At 36.3% G+C, this 17,252-nt stretch carries 8 protein-coding genes; 5 read left to right on the top strand and 3 right to left on the bottom strand.

Translation table 11 applies throughout. The annotated features are described in order from the left end of the window. Positions 1-34: 34 nt before the first annotated feature. On the bottom strand, positions 35-1,015 hold the full coding sequence (locus tag NYP54_RS04750) for a LysR family transcriptional regulator (RefSeq protein WP_283157385.1): 981 nt from the start codon (positions 1,013-1,015) through the stop codon (positions 35-37). Between the two features lie 141 nt (positions 1,016-1,156). Between NYP54_RS04750 and NYP54_RS04745 the strand changes: the two genes are divergently transcribed. The 4 genes from NYP54_RS04745 (at position 1,157) to NYP54_RS04730 (ending at position 11,258) form a co-directional block, all read left to right on the top strand. Continuing rightward, complete coding sequence (locus NYP54_RS04745) at positions 1,157-5,128, top strand: RHS repeat domain-containing protein (RefSeq protein ID WP_283157384.1); 3,972 nt, start codon at positions 1,157-1,159, stop codon at positions 5,126-5,128. A gap of 92 nt (positions 5,129-5,220) precedes the next feature. Then, positions 5,221-7,746 (top strand): hypothetical protein, encoded by a 2,526-nt coding sequence (locus NYP54_RS04740; protein ID WP_283157383.1) that lies wholly within the window; start codon positions 5,221-5,223, stop codon positions 7,744-7,746. Positions 7,747-7,773: 27 nt separating this feature from the next. After that, positions 7,774-9,465 carry an RHS repeat-associated core domain-containing protein gene (locus NYP54_RS04735; RefSeq protein ID WP_283157382.1) on the top strand — a complete coding sequence of 564 codons (1,692 nt, stop codon included), beginning with the start codon at positions 7,774-7,776 and terminating at the stop codon, positions 9,463-9,465. Between the two features lie 89 nt (positions 9,466-9,554). Further along, complete coding sequence (locus NYP54_RS04730) at positions 9,555-11,258, top strand: RHS repeat-associated core domain-containing protein (protein ID WP_283157381.1); 1,704 nt, start codon at positions 9,555-9,557, stop codon at positions 11,256-11,258. A gap of 31 nt (positions 11,259-11,289) precedes the next feature. Here the strand turns inward: NYP54_RS04730 and NYP54_RS04725 are convergent, their stop codons facing one another. Then, positions 11,290-12,600, bottom strand: a complete 1,311-nt coding sequence (locus NYP54_RS04725) for a linear amide C-N hydrolase (protein WP_283157380.1) — start codon at positions 12,598-12,600, stop codon at positions 11,290-11,292. A 104-nt stretch (positions 12,601-12,704) separates the two neighbouring features. Next, on the bottom strand, positions 12,705-15,254 hold the full coding sequence (locus NYP54_RS04720) for a hypothetical protein (protein ID WP_283157379.1): 2,550 nt from the start codon (positions 15,252-15,254) through the stop codon (positions 12,705-12,707). Positions 15,255-15,547: 293 nt separating this feature from the next. Here NYP54_RS04720 and NYP54_RS04715 point away from each other — a divergent pair, with 293 nt between their 5' ends. Next, on the top strand, positions 15,548-17,212 hold the full coding sequence (locus NYP54_RS04715) for an RHS repeat-associated core domain-containing protein (protein ID WP_283157378.1): 1,665 nt from the start codon (positions 15,548-15,550) through the stop codon (positions 17,210-17,212). Positions 17,213-17,252 lie beyond the last annotated feature (40 nt).

Genomic DNA, 17,252 nt, shown 5'->3' with positions numbered 1-17,252 from the left:
ATAATGTTTTCAATTGTAGGTATCAAGTACATGCCTATTCAGAGTATAGCTTTTTAATAGCATCAATTATGACTTTGACGTTTGGAATATCTTCTGTTTGAGAATTATATAGAATGCTGAATTTAGAGCTGCCACACACATACTCTGGTAACAGTTTTTGAATATGATCTGGCTTGCCTCCATGCCATGCGCTATCAGGAAATATCCCAACACCTAATCCTTGGCTAACAAGCATACGCTGCGCCATTAAAAAATCAGCTTTATACTTGCAGTCAACAGAAATGTTAATAATTTTAGACGTTTTTATATGTACAAAGCTCCATGTATCAAGGTCAAGTGCATAAATGGTGCTGATACAACTATGACGAGTTAGATCATAAGGAGTTAGGATCGTATTGCCTTTTAAGTAACGTTCACTGGCATAAAGATGCAGATTACTTTGCTGTGTATAGCTTGATATCCAAATATCCTGATTAACCGTTAAGTCATATCGTTCATGGAGAATAAGAATATCAAATTCAGCTAATCTGCTTTTTAGCAATGGTAGGTTTTGCATAAAGCTATAAGGGCTATATGTTTGCATGTCTATTTTTAGGTGTTCATAGCCATTTTCATTTAATGTCTGATATATTTGTGGCATAGCTTGGATTGACATGCCAATTGGGAGATAAATTTTAATGGTCTGTTTATTATGGAGCCTATCAAGTTCTCTATTTCGGATGAACTCAAATGATTGGCTGATCTGCATAGATGTAGGCTTAAGAATTGAGTAGAGATAGTTACATGTTTCCGTTGTGGTAGCACCGCTTGCAGTGAAATGAAACAAGGTGCAATTTAAATGTTGCTCTACCATCTTAATCGATTTTGAAATGGTACTTGGTGCTATACCTGTTTTTTTAGATGTCTGCGCTAAACTTCCAGACTCAACAAGATGAATCACCAAAGGAATAGCCTTGTAAAGTGAATATTGCAAATGTATATCATCCATTATTTCTAAACTCTTAGTGGTAATCATAGCAGATTGCATAGAATATCCAATTTGCATCATTATTTGATTGATAACTTTCTTTGTTGTGGAGTGAAAAAATGTCTCTTCCTGTGTGAAAAACGACTTGATAATATCATTGGGGAATCGACAAAAGAGGACGATAGTGATATGAGATTAAATAAAAAAAGATTGCCTGTTATTTTATTTGGTGCATTGTTTACAATTGCTGGCAATACGAAAACTGCAGATGAAGTAAAACGTAGTGAGGTTCCTGAGCAGAAAATTCAAGTAGAGTCTGTAGATATGAAAGCTGCTGATGAGAATGCAGTGGTGAAAAAAAAACTTTCAGCAGAAGGTGGACAAAACAACTCGAATGCTCGTAATTATACAGACCCTCTTGCGATTAATGTTAATCCAAGAACGGGTGGATTAAGTATGATGTTATCTTTAATCGGTACACAAGGCATTAGTAGTGACATCGCTTTGCAGCTTGGGCTGTCATACGTTGGTGGGAGTGTTAAGAGCTATGGTTTGCCTGCTGGGTGGCAATGGGCAATGGATTATATACAAACAGATAGTTATGGCAATTCAGCATTAACAACAACATCAGGTGGTTCTAGCTTATATGACGCAGCTTATGAATCAGGGTTGCGTTATCAACAAATGAAAGTCAGCAAACTGCTCAAGAAATTTGGAACTTTAAAGGCGCATAACCAAACGATTGATTATAAGTGGACTGTTTATAGCCTGTCAGGGTATAAATCGTATTTTAATGAAAATGGTGCATTAGTAGCGACAGTGGATAGATTTGGAAACACTAATGCTTATATCTACACAGATGGGGATTTTACTCATTCTAAGTTGATAAAAGTTATCGATAGCTGGGGGAGTCAATATGATATTATTTATCAGCCTGATGCTGTTATTGTTAGTGCTAAAGATAAAAAAACGACCTTGAGCTTTGAATATGGAAATTTGCAAGCGGTAAGCTATAGAGTGAATGATGCTAAGAGTATTCAAACTAAGCTTGAGTACGATGCGTATAATCATCTAACATCTGTTAAGTATCCTAATGGAATTATCAAGGAGTTTGTCTATTCAAGAGAGGGGGATGCGACCGTGATGCCTGGTGTTTCACAGTATCGTTCTGTTATTACCTCAGAAAAAACAAAGAATTACCAAGGAAAATTGGTTTCTCAATTGAACTATAAGTATGGTGTAGCTGATATTATTAGCTCAGATCAGTCGCATAATTACAGTGGGTACCCGGATTTTAAGAGCAGTAACGGTGACCCGTTGCTTGAAAATCACGCTAAAGCAATGAATTATTATTATGAAGTTGCTATTGAGAGTGTTGTTGGAGGTGAACTTATATCTCGTACAGTTATGCGATACGATAGCATGCATCGACAGGTTGATGAGGCTTTATATGTATATAAGAACAACAAAGACAAGATTTTGCTGGATAAGTCATCTGCACATTATCCGTATGTGGCAGGAAGTTTGGAACCAAAAGATTTTCCAAAGAATTATCAACTTCCAAACTCAAATGAGTCAATAACTTGCGATGTGATTATGGGCAAGTGCAGTGGTCAATATCAAAAGCATAACAAAGCAGAATTTAAATACAATGATTATGGTCAGAAAATTCAATCAGATAGCTATTATTATGATACTGCGAGTGAGGATTATCATTTATTGACAACAGAGCAGGTGAGCTATGATAACCCCAATGAGCTTGGAGATCAGCAAAATGCGTATGGGTTAGTTCTTTCTAGTGTTATAAGTGATAAAGATCAAGCTAGGAACTTGCTTCAATCATCACAAGGCTTCGCAACAGCCAACAAGTTAACTGGAGATCATAAATCTATTGAATCAAGTATTGATAATAATCGAGAGGTTAACTACAAATATGACAATTATGGTCGTGTGATTAGTGCACTGTATCAGCCACTTGATGCAAATGGTAGCTATGAATTAGCATCAACTTATGAGTCGTTGGGTGGTGGTAAAATACAAACTATTACGTTTAGAAATAATCACGCTATAGGAGCAAGTATTTCTGATCAAGTTATGGGTGTTGTGGATCAGCAAACAGATATAGTTGAGAATAAATCTGAGGTAATTTATGATGCCTTAGGTAGAAAGATAGAAGAACGTTTATCTGTTAATCCTTCGTTAAATACGAAAAAGCCAGTATTAACTGCTGTGCAACCATATGTGAAAACATATGAATATCAAATGATCTCTGAGGGAGGTGTTTTTGTAGATCCACAGGCAAATGCGCAAATACCAGCAAATGTTGTTATCGTTAAAGATGAGACCTCTGGAATGATTATCTATCAATACAGTGATGAATTTGAACGCAATATTGCAACAGGTAATAATTATGATTATCTTAATGACACATATCTTGATCATATGACACAGATTACTCAAAGAAATTATTACGATGATATGGGTAGGCTTATTTATTCACAGGATGAAAGAGGTCTAAAAGTCTATCCAATTTATGATGAATTTGGTCAAAAAATTGGGCAATCAAACCCAGACGGTAGTGCTGATATTGGTATTATTGATTTGGCAAACAATCGTAAAGTAAGTATGCATTTTGTTTCAGATGGAGTCACTAAAACATATTCATCTTTAACGCATATTGCAGGAGCTGATGTACCCGCTGGCAGTAAACTGCAAAGTATTAGCGTGAGTATGAATGATGATAAAGGAAGCAAAGGTTATAGCTATTCTTTGGCAGCAGATGCGGATGCTCAACATGTTAGTTTGGGTGGCGATGGTAGTCTTACTTATAAAGCAGTTTATGATGAAGCTTTGCAAGCAGAGCTTAGCCAGTTAATCAAGACTTGGAACAAGCCGCTTGAGAAATCGACAGCAGGTTACCAATTGCAAGATGCGCAAAAGGCAGCAATTGGTTTTGTCGATAATGCAATCAAAAAGAATGCTTACCTCTCAAGCTCATATGCAGAGTATGATAGTTGGGGAAATGTGATCAAAGCGGTAGATAATAAAGGTGTTGAGACATTGTATTTTTATGACAATGTCAGAACGAAGGATAGTGATGGCAATGAACACTGGGGGCGCTTGATAAAGACAATTACACAATATGCTGATGATGTCGAGCTTACAAATTCAGATCGAAGCAAAACGATGGAATATACCTATGATGAAATGGATCATCTAACAGAAGTGAGCATTACTGCTGATGGTCGTACAGTAGTGTTAGGCAATCGAGTTTATGATAGAAACGGTAATCTAACATCAGAAAGTTCAAATGGTGTAACCGTTATTAGACAGTATGATAAAGCCGGAAATGTTGTTGAAAAACATCTGCAAAATGGCACGGTAATTTTTAATGAGTATGATGCTAAAGCTAATTTAATTCATAGTAAAGTAGTGCTTAAGGATGGTACGGTCGAAAGTCAAACCAGTTGGGCTTTTGATGAAAAAACAAATGATTTAATCGCAGTGAATCATGAAAATTTTGTATCTGCTGGCAAAGAAGATTATTATAAAGATGACTTGCTATTTGAGTACTATAATAGCGGTCAACTAAAGGCGAAGTATTTTGATGATAACAAAAGCATTAGCTATAGCTATGATCAATATGGACAAGTCTCAAGTGTGACAGATATTCAAGGCAGTAAAACAGAATATAGCTATGACACATTAGGTCGAGTTAATAAGATTGACATGAAAAATAATGCAGGAATATTACTAAAATCAATCACGGTTAATTATGATGCTCAAGGTCGAATCATTACAAAAGACTCGCATGATGGCTTGATTAAAGTAATGCATTATAACGATCAAGCAGCGGATGCAACACTCTCACAAAGAAATGGTGCGCTTAATGGCATGGACTATCTACTAAATGGTAATCAGTTATTAAAATTAACTTATACCTACTACGATGATGGCAATTTGGCGTTGAAAACCCGCCAACAAAAAGAAGGCTTCGCAAGCGAGCAGTATATCTATGATCTAAGTAATAACCTGCAGGCATACACTTGCAAAGGAGAGCTATGCCCTCGTGATCAAGAAGGTCATATGATTTTATCTCAGCGTTATACGTTTGACTTTATCAACAATATTCTCTCTGAAAAGACTGAAACTAAAGACTAGTGGCATCTGTTATTAGTTCATATTCATATGTTTTTGGGCTGTTAGCAAACAATGTGAGCCTATCGAATAAAAATACCCATTAAGGAAAAACAATGAGAATCAAAACAATTATATTATCGATTTCTGCTATGCTATGTGGCAGTGCGAATGCAATTACGTATATGTCAGAGTTATATAGTCAAGGCGCCATTCAACAGGTTACTATAGGTGAAATTATATGTAATAACTCAGATAAACATCTAGTTGGTGGCGTATATGATGCACCTGCTTATAGCTGTCAAAAAGTTTCCAAAAGTAAATTTAAAACTGAAGGAATTACGTTACTTAATCCGATCAGTCTAAATATATGGAAGCATACTCATGCCTATGTTTTCGGTAAAGATTACTTTTTAAACGGATATTTTAGTAGCTCAAATCATAAAATTGCAGATACGACTCATATCAATACGGTTGAAAATACAGCAACACATTTTTGGGCAACATTAACTTATAGTAATTATACTACTCAAGGATTTAGCTCATATACCAGCATAATCCCTTTAATATATGTTAAAGATTTATCAGAAAGATCACTTCCTAATTGTGTTGCAGGATCGCCTTGTAGTAGCGCTAGCATTGGGGCTACAGGTCAGTATTTAAATATGCCAGTGACGGGAAATGTTGATTTAACACAAAATCAGCAGCATTGGCAGTATATAAGAGATAATCTTTTTACCATCGAGAAACTTGGTGCAGATGTCGAGAATGGGAAGACAGCTAATACGTTATATCGCATTCATTATCATTCGCATATTTTATATACACATGGCTATGCAATCGCACGTTTTAATTATTATCTTAATGGTCAAGCGTATTCAGTTTACCCATTAACCGGTTATACGAGTAGTCAATATGATACAGGGAATATGTATGCAGGAGAAAGAAATGATCTAAACAGTTTATCTGTCACAGAATTTGATAATATGGTTACGGATAACTATTCAGCAGGTATTATTATGCCTAATTTTGATATTTATGGCACGGGGAGTTGGGGTAAGGTATGGTACACACCAAATGACTTTTCGTGGACGGTATCATTGCCTGACAGTAAGGATATTCGCAAAGAGTTAAAGATAGTCACTCATTTCTATAATTTGTCTGATGAAATGCTTTATGCCAAGAAAGACGTCGATAAACTTGAAGATTGGCAAGTTATTTGGAAGCCTGAAAATAGTGCTCTCATGCAAAGTTATGCCTTAGGGATGTCCGCGCCAGAAGGTGAATATGTCAATCAATGCACAAAAATACATTGGAGTGATTCAGATAATATGTTGTCAGCACTTTGTGCTGTAGATTTATCATTACCTAACGGTGATTATAAAGACCACGTTCAAAATATTCGTTGGATAACAACAAGTAGTGGTGATAAAAAGTTGATTGCAGATGGTAAATATAATGAGGTGGATTTATATTATACGGCTGAGTGTGCAAGGGACTCATTAGTGCACTATCGTGAATATTGGGTTGGAGGAGATTTATTGCCACGTAAATTAAAGAGTGCCTTGTATTGTGATAATGGTGGTGAGAACTTACAAATTTCTTATTTACAATACAATAAATGCACTCCAGGCTCTGAGGTAAAAGCAGTTGATGGACAACTGCAATGTGCTATGCCAATTAAAATAACAGGCATAAGCCTCTATGGCAGTTCGCTAACAGCATATGCAACCGGTGTGAACGCGACAGGGGTGTTAGTGCAATTAAGGTATCGTGATGCCGAAGGAGATGAGCGTATTTTATCCCCTCAAGACTATCCGCAGGAATATCGCAAGATAGTGTTTTATCGTGGCAGCGAATTTGTGGGGAGTGAACTCAGGCTTAAAGGTTTGCTATCAGCTGATATTATAAATGATAATTTTGCTGTAATTTCATCAGATAATCAGCCTATTACGATGTCTAATGGTAAAGAGTCAATAGCACCACTTTATCGTGCGGCAAGCGATGCTTCATTAAGAGCATATCTATCCGCAGATAATACTCAAAATGAATATGCTTTGTTTTATTTGTATGCTTATGGAAAATTGCCTATGCAAGAGAAACTATATGCATATTATAATAATGGTTTGCCTGTAAGAATGGGTGCGAACACGATGGAGATTCCCGTTAATGTAGTTGACCAAGAGAAGCTGACGGTATCTCCATCATATGCAGATAGTTCGTCTTCATATATTTCTATAGGATCTAATCATAGTAACTTAATAGTTAATAACTACTTGGCTAAAAACTCTAATTATGGATTAATCCGCTTGCAAGATGATAGCTATGCAGTGTCAGCAATTGTTGCCTCAGGACAAGGAGCTCTTGATAAAAAAGGCTTGGCATTTACAAACTATTTTAATAACTCGCCATTAATATATTGGCATGGCGCTGAGTTTAATGATTACTATAATTTTGGCTATTGGAAGGCTCAAAATGAGTTGACATCGTTAGATCGCAATATGAGGTTAGCTGGTCTTATGATAAAGCTTTCGGTTAGCGCGGACAAAGTAAGTAGCACTGTGAAACGTTATCCATTATTCAATGAGGTTGGTGAGAATAATTTAATCTCTCAAGGACTTTTAAATAACAGCATTAATTAATTTTATATTTGGGACTGGGGGATTTTTATGAAAAAGAAACTGTGGTTATTATCTTGTGTAAGTTTACCGTTGTTTGGATTTGGTCAAAGTTATGAATTCAGGAATGTATTTGATGATACAGCGCCAACTAGGTTGTTGTCTCACACAATAATAAAACATGCGGCAGTAAATGATACAACGGTATTCTCGTATGACGCGTTGGGTAATTTGACTAATGATGAGTTGGGGAATCAGCTGCGTTACAATGGCTTAGGGCAAATGGTTGACTTTACTTCTGTTAAGGGAGATGCGCTAAGTCATTATAGATATAATGGCTTAGCACAGCAATATCAGCAGCAAGTTTATAAAGATCAGCAAATTGACACAGTTCAACTATATTACAACAGTGGACAGCTATACAATGAGCTAAGCGCTGATGGTGTCAAAAGCTATTATTATGGTGAAGGTTTAGAAGCAGTCTTAGATGATAAAGGTTTATTAAGCTATGTTAATGATCAATCACATAACGTATTGATGTTAGCAAAGGTTAATAATGGACAAATTGTATTGTCACATAACTATGTCTATAGTCCGTATGGTATTAGTTATGATTTAAATAAACCATCAGAGCAAGTAAAACTATTGGCAGATAATGCGATAGGCTTTAATGGTGAGCGCACAGATCGCGTTACTGGCTATCAACACTTAGGGCAAGGCACACGTGCGTATAACCCTATTCTTCATCGTTTTATGCAGATGGATGGTGTTGGATATAGTCCATTTGGTCAAGGTGGTTTAAATGGTTATGCTTATGGACTAAATAATCCTATGATGAATTTTGACCCCAGTGGGCATTTCTCAATAACAGACTTATTTCCACACGATGGCATCGGTTGGGGGGTATTTGCAGGTGCTATGATTGCATCAGCTGCCTTGGGTGCGGTGACTGGAGGAGCAGGTATGGTAGGATCATCAGCTCTTTTTGCCAATATGATTGGTGGAGCAGCAATTAATGGTGGTGCTTATACTGCGGAAACCTTTGCTAGAGGTCAAAGCTTTAGTTATGCAGCGCTTGGCATGAATGTAGGGCTAGGGCTTGCGATGGATGGAATTGGGTTTGCTGTAGGCAAAGTTTATAAAGGAAGACCTAAACTCCGTAATGATAGATCGCTAGTAGAAGGAATAGGGAGTGATCAGTCAGGGGCTGTTATTCCTAAGACTGAACCTAGGAGAGAGAACGGTCAGTTATCGTTTTCAATAACTGAAGCTAATCCTAGTTATGAACAAACGTTGATAGATTTAAACAGAAACCCAGAATGGTACGAGAATTGTCCAATAATTCAAAACATGATGAGTACTGAACAATGGAAGTCTTATAAGCAGAATCAGGAATTAACAAACGACATCACTAATCTTGCTCAGAAAACTATTACATCTCCTTATCTTTATATGCACCAAGGTGTTCCAGGGGGAGTTTATGAACACACACATCGATTATTCAATGATCCCTCATATGTACTTAATAGCTCGGAGTCACAACAATTAAAATTTTCCCTAATGGAAGGTGGTTTTATTGCGAATCTTTCTCACACTTACCGCCATACTGATGATTTGCAGTTATTATATGAAAAGAAATTGGTCCGCAGAAAAATTCTCGTGACAGCGGATGTGAAAGTTCAGGTGCTTGAAGAATCTCACATGAAATATAATGTGAATTATAATATTGCTTATTATGAGTAAAGTTGCTTGGTATATGTTTATATTAAGTGCATAACCTGTCTAAAGTAAAGATGGCAAAAGAGATTATATTAAAAAAAGAGGTTGATATAATGAGTCCAAATTATTTTCGGTTATTATGTTCATTGAGCTATATGATTATCCCCATTATGAGTTTGGGAATGACTACGGAAGTTAACTATAGATATGACAGGTCAAATCCAGCCAAATTAGTAGCTTATCAGCAGAATGCTTTAGGAAAAAGTAGCTTAAAAATCGATTTCAACTATGATGCATTGGGTAATTTGACCAATGATGAATTGGGGAATCAGCTGCGTTATAACGGATTAGGACAAATCGTTGGCTTTGAGTTTGCTAGGGGGAGTGTGCTAAGTCATTACCGGTATAATGGCTTAACACAGCAATATCAGCAGCAGATTTATAAAGATCAGCAAATTGACACAGTTCAGTTATATTATAACAGTGGACAATTATATAATGAGTTAAGCGCTGATGGTGTCAAAAGCTATTACTATGGTGAGGGCTTGGAAGCAGTTTTAGATGATGAAGGTTTATTAAGCTATGTTAGTGATCAATCACATAACGTATTGATGTTAGCAAAGGTTAATAATGGAAAAATTGTATTGTCACATAATTATGTGTATAGCTCATATGGTATTAGTTATGATTTAAATGAATCATCACAACAAGTAAAACTATTAACAGATAACGCGATAGGCTTTAATGGTGAGCGTACAGATCGAGTCAGTGGCTATCAACACTTAGGGCAAGGTACCCGTGCTTACAACCCTATTCTTCATCGCTTTATGCAGATGGATGGTGTTGGATATAGTCCATTTGGTCAAGGAGGTTTAAATGGTTATGCTTATGGCTTAAATAATCCTGTAATGAATTTTGATCCCAGTGGTCATTTTAGTTTCCCATCATGGTTAAACTACACGTTGGCAGGTGTAGGGATTGCTGGTGCATTATTTTCAGGAGGTGCGTCACTATCGTTAACTGGTTCTGCCTTTGCAGCAGCTGAGTTTAGTGCATTTTTAGGTCTTGCTAGCGGAGTATCTGATATTGCTGTTGAGGCAACACATGGTAATAATCAGACACTAAATAAAGTCGCTTTCGGTTTAGGGGTTGCATCAATTGCTTTTGATTTATATGGGGGAAAACGTTTTCTAAAAATGGGAGCAAAATCTGCAAGCAATAGAAATAAAAGGGCTTTTTCTAATCTCAGTAATGATGAGCACAACCTACAGATTGCAATACAGCAAATGCAAAATGATATTGCTGCAAATAGATCAGGTGGAAATCCTCTGCCTCCCTTTGGCGCTACGGATCTTTTAGTTACACAAATGCAGCATATTGAAGTGAAGTTGGATGAATATATACAAACAAAACGACGTCAAGGTCAAATTATTGGTAACTTTAGACAGAGCCAACCAACTCAACCTGAAGTTGTTGATACTTTAATAGCAAACCATAAATCTAATCTAGAAAATCTATATGACCAAATTGTGCAAAATGTATACCATGCAAGAAATGCAAGCTCAAAAGCTATAATGGAAATTGAAAATGTTAAATCTGTTGATGCAACCCGTCTGAAAAATTTAGCGCTAACACATCAGTTTGCACTAAATGACTATCTGGCTGTAAACTCAGAAATAGCAATGTCTGGACTGTCAGCAGAAAAACTTAGTCAACTACAGACTCATGCAAACGATTTGGTTGAAATTAGCAAAAAAATGATTGAACCATTTAAAACAAGACCAAACTTTTATACTCTATTAGCTAATTATGAGTAACTTCAAGATCCAAGCTTTTAAATGTATAAGCTTAAGGATAAACCTCACTGGTTTTGAGTAGTTGCAAATTGTAGCCATCCGCTATAATTTGCTTGTTTGAAAATGCTGTTTTAGCATGTACCCCACCTGGTTTTGCCGTATTATTAAGCCAAGCAAGCGCCTCTTTGGTCTGCTGTTGTGAAAGCATAGCTTCTTGTGATATTGCAGCACGAGCAAAACCTTGTGTGTTTTTTATGTTATGAAGATTAAAAGTCGTGAACTGTGTTTCGACAGTAGAGTATGGTGACGCGGTTAACACACCATTTTCATTTTCAACAGAGAGAATTGGCTTCCAATAGTAAACGGCATTGTTTAAGTCTGATAATGATACCCAGAGTGTTGGGGACACAGCGCCACTAAGAGGTGTAATATCGGTATATATTAGGCCTAATGCAGAGTCAACAGCAACTTGCGGTGAGGTTGGGGCTGGCGAGAATTTAGCAAACTCATAGGTTCTGGCAAGTCTGCTAGGTGGCGTATAGTCACCAGGTAAGCCAGTGAAGCCAGAGCCATTCATGATCAGTCCGTCGACTTTAGTATTATTGTTTCCATTATATAATTTGTCATATTTTTTTACATTGTGAATATGCCAATCATACGATGGAGTGTTTGTAACTGTTGACATATTAAAATTAGGATACGTTTTTTCAGCCTTTTGCGCAAAATTAATGTAGCGTTGGGTGGAGTTAGTCCCAGCTAGATGCATATATGCTATTGACTGTCCTTTTATCCACTCAATCAGTAGAGAATTGCCATGCTTATCACGAATAATGAGGTGAAGCGGCAGAACAAAGTGTGTGGTTTTACCATTTTGTGTTAGCCCTACAGCATTAGCAACAATTTGAACTTTTTGCAAGTTAGCAAATGCTTCAGGGACATCTTTCGATGTCCCTAGAACATAATTTAGAGTATCCATTGCGCCTAATTCAGGCTTTTTGTTTTTTGGGTCAAAAGTTGGAAATTGAGTAATGGCAGGCAGGTAAAGGTAGCCAGCATAAACGCCTGCTGAATTTATTCCATCAGCTATAATATTAGTGCCAAAGCCTGTTTGTCCTAGAATATCATAGCTGTTTTTCCATTTTACTGGGTTAACTCCAGTACTTTGGTACAAATTAATGTTGCTGACATTTTCAGTGCTGGTCTTTGCATAACCAATTTTATTGCCTGTATTGACCGCAAAGTCCATGGTTCGGGCAACTGCAGTATAGCCATTACCAGTAGATATTACATTCGTGCATGCCAGAGCGTTTGCGCTTAAACAAGCAGATAGTGATAAGCAGAATAAACTTTTAATTTTCATCATAGGTACTTTCCTTAGTTATTATCTCTATTTATGATATATCAAGCAAAAATAAGTGCTTGATCGTTCAATATCGTAGCTTATATGCGAGAGTTTGTCTCTATCACTTACACCATAAAGCGACATTTAAAATCGATATCTTGCTTGAATAATGAGGTGTCATCTTTAGTAAGTACATTTAGCTCATAAGTATCTATAGATTCACCTTTGGATTTGCATGTCCCCTCAAGTAAGTATTGATGATTTTGTAAGTCTGTCATAGTAACCATGGTACTATAAGGCGATTTATTGCTTATCAAAGTAAGTTTTAGGTTATAAGGAAGGTCTGTATTAACGTTCAAATCAAAAGTTTTATAAAGTGAATTATAGATTGAGTAGGTATAGTTGTTGGCAATGTTTGTTGTAATAAGTGCAAGAAATAGTGCGTTTTTATCTTTGTTAAATAAAGGGGTTGACTGAACCAATCCATCATGATCATTCACGATAATTTGCACGTGCATTACGGGGGGGGTTATTAATGCATTAGGCTCTAGATTTAATATTTTAATCTGATATAAGTTAGCAGCATGATGCTCTAAAATACAATCGCCTGAGAGTGGGTTGCCATTAAGATCAACTATGTTGCAGCTTGATTCTTGAGGATCTGGGTAATCTAACTTATTTGCATTATCTATGGTGATGTCATCAAAATTTATGAAACCATTAGAGCTAGCAGATGTGAGGCTTCGATCTATCGAAAAGCCATTAATATCACTAATGATTTTGTTACTGTCATACTTAAAACTTGGAGTGCTCTCATTTACTTTTAATGATGTAACCCATAAAAAATCAGGGTAGTTATTGATGGTTTGTATTAAGTTTAAATTAGGATGAGTTCTGAAATCAAAGCCATTTATATCGCTGAGGATGATGTAATCATCATGTGGATTTTGTTTTAAGATGTTGTTTTGTACATGTGTAAAATAAAAGCTTACATCATAGTTGTCTGATATTTTTGGTAGCTTAGGCTCTTCAGTTATGATTTCTAAAGTGTTTGTCATTAGTTTAAAATCTAGGTGATATATCTGATCTGTAATTTTTGGAAAGGGGATCTCTAATGTAAATCCAGATGAAGGAGTGGCTGGAAAATTATCGCTAAGATCTTCAGCTATTAGCGAAATAGAGTATGAATCTCTATGAGTGTTTGTGTAGATATAATGAGGGACTGAGGCATGAATTTCTTTTTTACCGGAGGATGACTCTACTTGACAAAAACTATCGTCAGCAATGTTGCCATTTGAGTTGTCAATTACCTGGCAGTCATAGATTGCTTCACCTAGTGGGTGGTCATCTGCATCATATACGATGGCGTTAAAACTACCTGATGCGGTAATATCGTTTGGTGATTTAACTGATGCCTCAAACTCGAATTTTTTATCAATCCATCGTATTGTGTTGCTTTGTGGTGTTTGGGCTGCGTTTAATGGTAAAGCATTAAACTGACGATGGATATTTCCAAAAGAAAAATCAATGGATAATTGATAATTTTGAAATCTTCGATTTTCAGGAATTCCAATAATTTCAAGTGTATTGGTGTCGCTGGAATATTGACAACTTACGTTAGCAATTTGAGGTGTTAAGCTACAGGAGCTAATCTGTATGTTATTACTGATAATTTCTAGCCCTTTATTTGTCATCGTGCCTACGCTTGGTGGGTGAGAAAGTGAAAATTTCACTTCACCCTTTTCTGGTAGTGAGTATTGACTATTCCAATATTGATGACTCCACGCAATATAAGGTTCAGAGTCAACAATAATTGGGTAGTGGTTGTGGATGATCTTAATATATTCACTGTTGTTATCATCAGCATCAAATTGCACGATTTTTATATGACCATCTTGATTGGGTGTAACTGGGTTTGTTAATGTGATAGTTTCTGTTGAGAAGCTGACATTACCGTTAGTATTAAATGGGATGGCTACAGATGGCAACTGATCAAAGATTTGTGCATAGAGTTCTTTAAAATGAGTTATCACAGATTCATTTATTGGAGAGGGAATGTTAGCGGCTAAGTATATTTGACTACCACTTTTTACTTCCATTGCCCTGCGGATAGGTTGCTGCCGACTATCGGCAATGAAAAAGTTAACAGGAACTTTTACAGCAATTTTGTCAGGAAAATTTTTATTGATATTTACAATTTTTACAGGATTTCCATTGTTGCTAATATGATCGATTATAATATTCCTATTACCATAAAGGTGAGTGTTTTTTGCTATCTCACTGGTATTAAATGGAATAAATGCAACACCTTTTTCGTTGGTGGTTACTGTTACATAATACGCATGATTTTGATAATTTGTGTTGGCCAATAATGAGCCTCTTGGATTTGAAATGCTACCATCCTCGATGATGGTCTCTTTTAGGGTTATCTCATAAAGGTGCGTACCATTACTAAGACCAGACCTACTAGGCATTAGCTCATGTATATCAATTGCAATACCGTTGTCTGCTATTTGATCTTCTGTAATGGTTCCATTATGTATTGTATTCGAAGACATTTCGACTGAAATTGTCTGAACGTCATTGTTTTTACTGTTTTCTGTTGAGCCACAACCTAATATTATGCCAACACAGCAAACAGGTATGATATTTTTAATGAGAAATTTTTTATTCATGAGATTTCCTTTTTCGGGTTTGTTCAGGTCAGTATTTAACCATTTTTTATTGATATAAAGGTACTCACATTTTTGCATTGCGCTATCATGTTTTTGCTATGCTAAAGCAATGGGGCTGATTGTGTATGTTAAGAAATTTAATTATGGCGCAAGTAGAAATCTTATCTTCCCGCTGAGTTAAATTTGGCATATTTTTTATTTCCTTGGAAATGACGAGTAGTAATAGGATTAGATTAATGTTTAAAAAGGGATTGCTTATATTGCTAAATTTAAACTTATTCCCAGTGATAGGAATGGCATCAACCGATGAGATAATTTATACATATGGTGTAACAGAGCCAGCAAGATTGATAAATTATCAGCATGTGCGACTGGTGAGCTGTAATCAAAAGGTGACTTTTAGCTACGATCAGTTAGGACATTTAATTAACGACGAATCTGGTAATCATTTGCGTTACAACGGATTAGGGCAAATGGTTGGTTTTGAGTCTGCTAGGGAGAGTGTGCTAAGTCAATATCGTTATAATGGCTTAGCACAGCAATATCAGCAGCAAGTTTATAAAGATCAGCAAGTTGATGTAGTTCAATTATATTACAACAATGGACAGTTATATAATGAGCTAAGCGTTGATGGTATAAAAAGCTATTATTATGGTGAAGGTTTAGAAGCAGTCTTAGATAATGAAGGTTTATTAAGCTATGTTAGTGATCAATCACATAATGTGTTGATGCTAGCAAAAGTTAATAATGGACAAATTGTATTGTCACATAACTATGTTTATAGTCCGTATGGTATTAGTTATGATGTAAATAAATCATCACAACAAGTAACACTATTAACAGACAACGCAATTGGATTTAATGGCGAGCGCACAGATCGTGTCAGTGGCTATCAACACTTAGGGCAAGGCACACGTGCGTATAACCCTATTCTTCATCGTTTTATGCAGATGGATGGTGTTGGATATAGTCCATTTGGTCAAGGAGGTTTAAATGGTTATGCTTATGGCTTAAATAATCCTGTAATGAATTTTGATCCCAGTGGTCATTTTAGTTTCCCATCATGGTTAAACTACACGTTGGCAGGTGTAGGGATTGCTGGTGCATTATTTTCAGGAGGTGCATCACTATCGTTAACTGGTTCTGCCTTTGCAGCAGCTGAGTTTAGTGCATTTTTAGGTCTTGCTAGCGGAGTATCTGATATTGCTGTTGAGGCAACGCATGGTAATAATCAGACATTAAATAAAGTCGCTTTCGGTTTAGGGGTTGCATCAATTGCTTTTGACTTAGGTACCTTAACGGTGAGGTCTCTTAATGCTGCGGGGCGTCAGGGATTAAATCATAGCCTTAACTTAAATCGGATGAGTTATGCTGAGGAAGCGATGATAGAGCCTATGGGTATATCTAATAGCCAAATCGAGAAATTTAGAAACTTAATTGATGAGTCAATAAATACAATGAGTCTTTCATTTTTACCTTATGTTGATCTTGGATATAACAATCAGATAAGAATTTCAATTCATCGAGCGGTTAAGGATGCTTTTTTTACTCATGTTTATGATTACATTAACCAATATAATAAAGATTTCTTGGGGGGACAGTTGACCCCAACAAAACTCACCGAGTTTGTAAATACAATATATAAGCCTGAGAATGTTTCAAGAACTGAACAAATTTTTAAACAGTCAAGAGTCTGGAACCTTTTTACGATATTAGAGGAACCAGACGAACGAAGATATAACCATCTTATTTCTTTGTTAGATAGAGATGCTTATACCTACATTGGTGATGAGTTTGTGTCGGAAGATAATAAAATTTCTATTCCTAGAGAGCGGATCCACAGTATTTACAATAGTGCTTTTGCCCGAGCTCGTCTAATCATGTGGCAAAAAAATAAGGGCGTATTAAGACGTGAAATATATGAGGAAATTGCAGAGTTCTTACCGAAGCCGTATTAGTAGTTTAAAATAAATCCGCCGTAATTTCCTTTGGTAATTT

Source organism: Cysteiniphilum sp. QT6929, assembly GCF_030035755.1.
GTDB classification, from domain to species: Bacteria; Pseudomonadota; Gammaproteobacteria; order Francisellales; family Francisellaceae; genus Caedibacter; species Caedibacter litoralis.
This window is presented reverse-complemented; position numbering and strand designations above follow the sequence as displayed.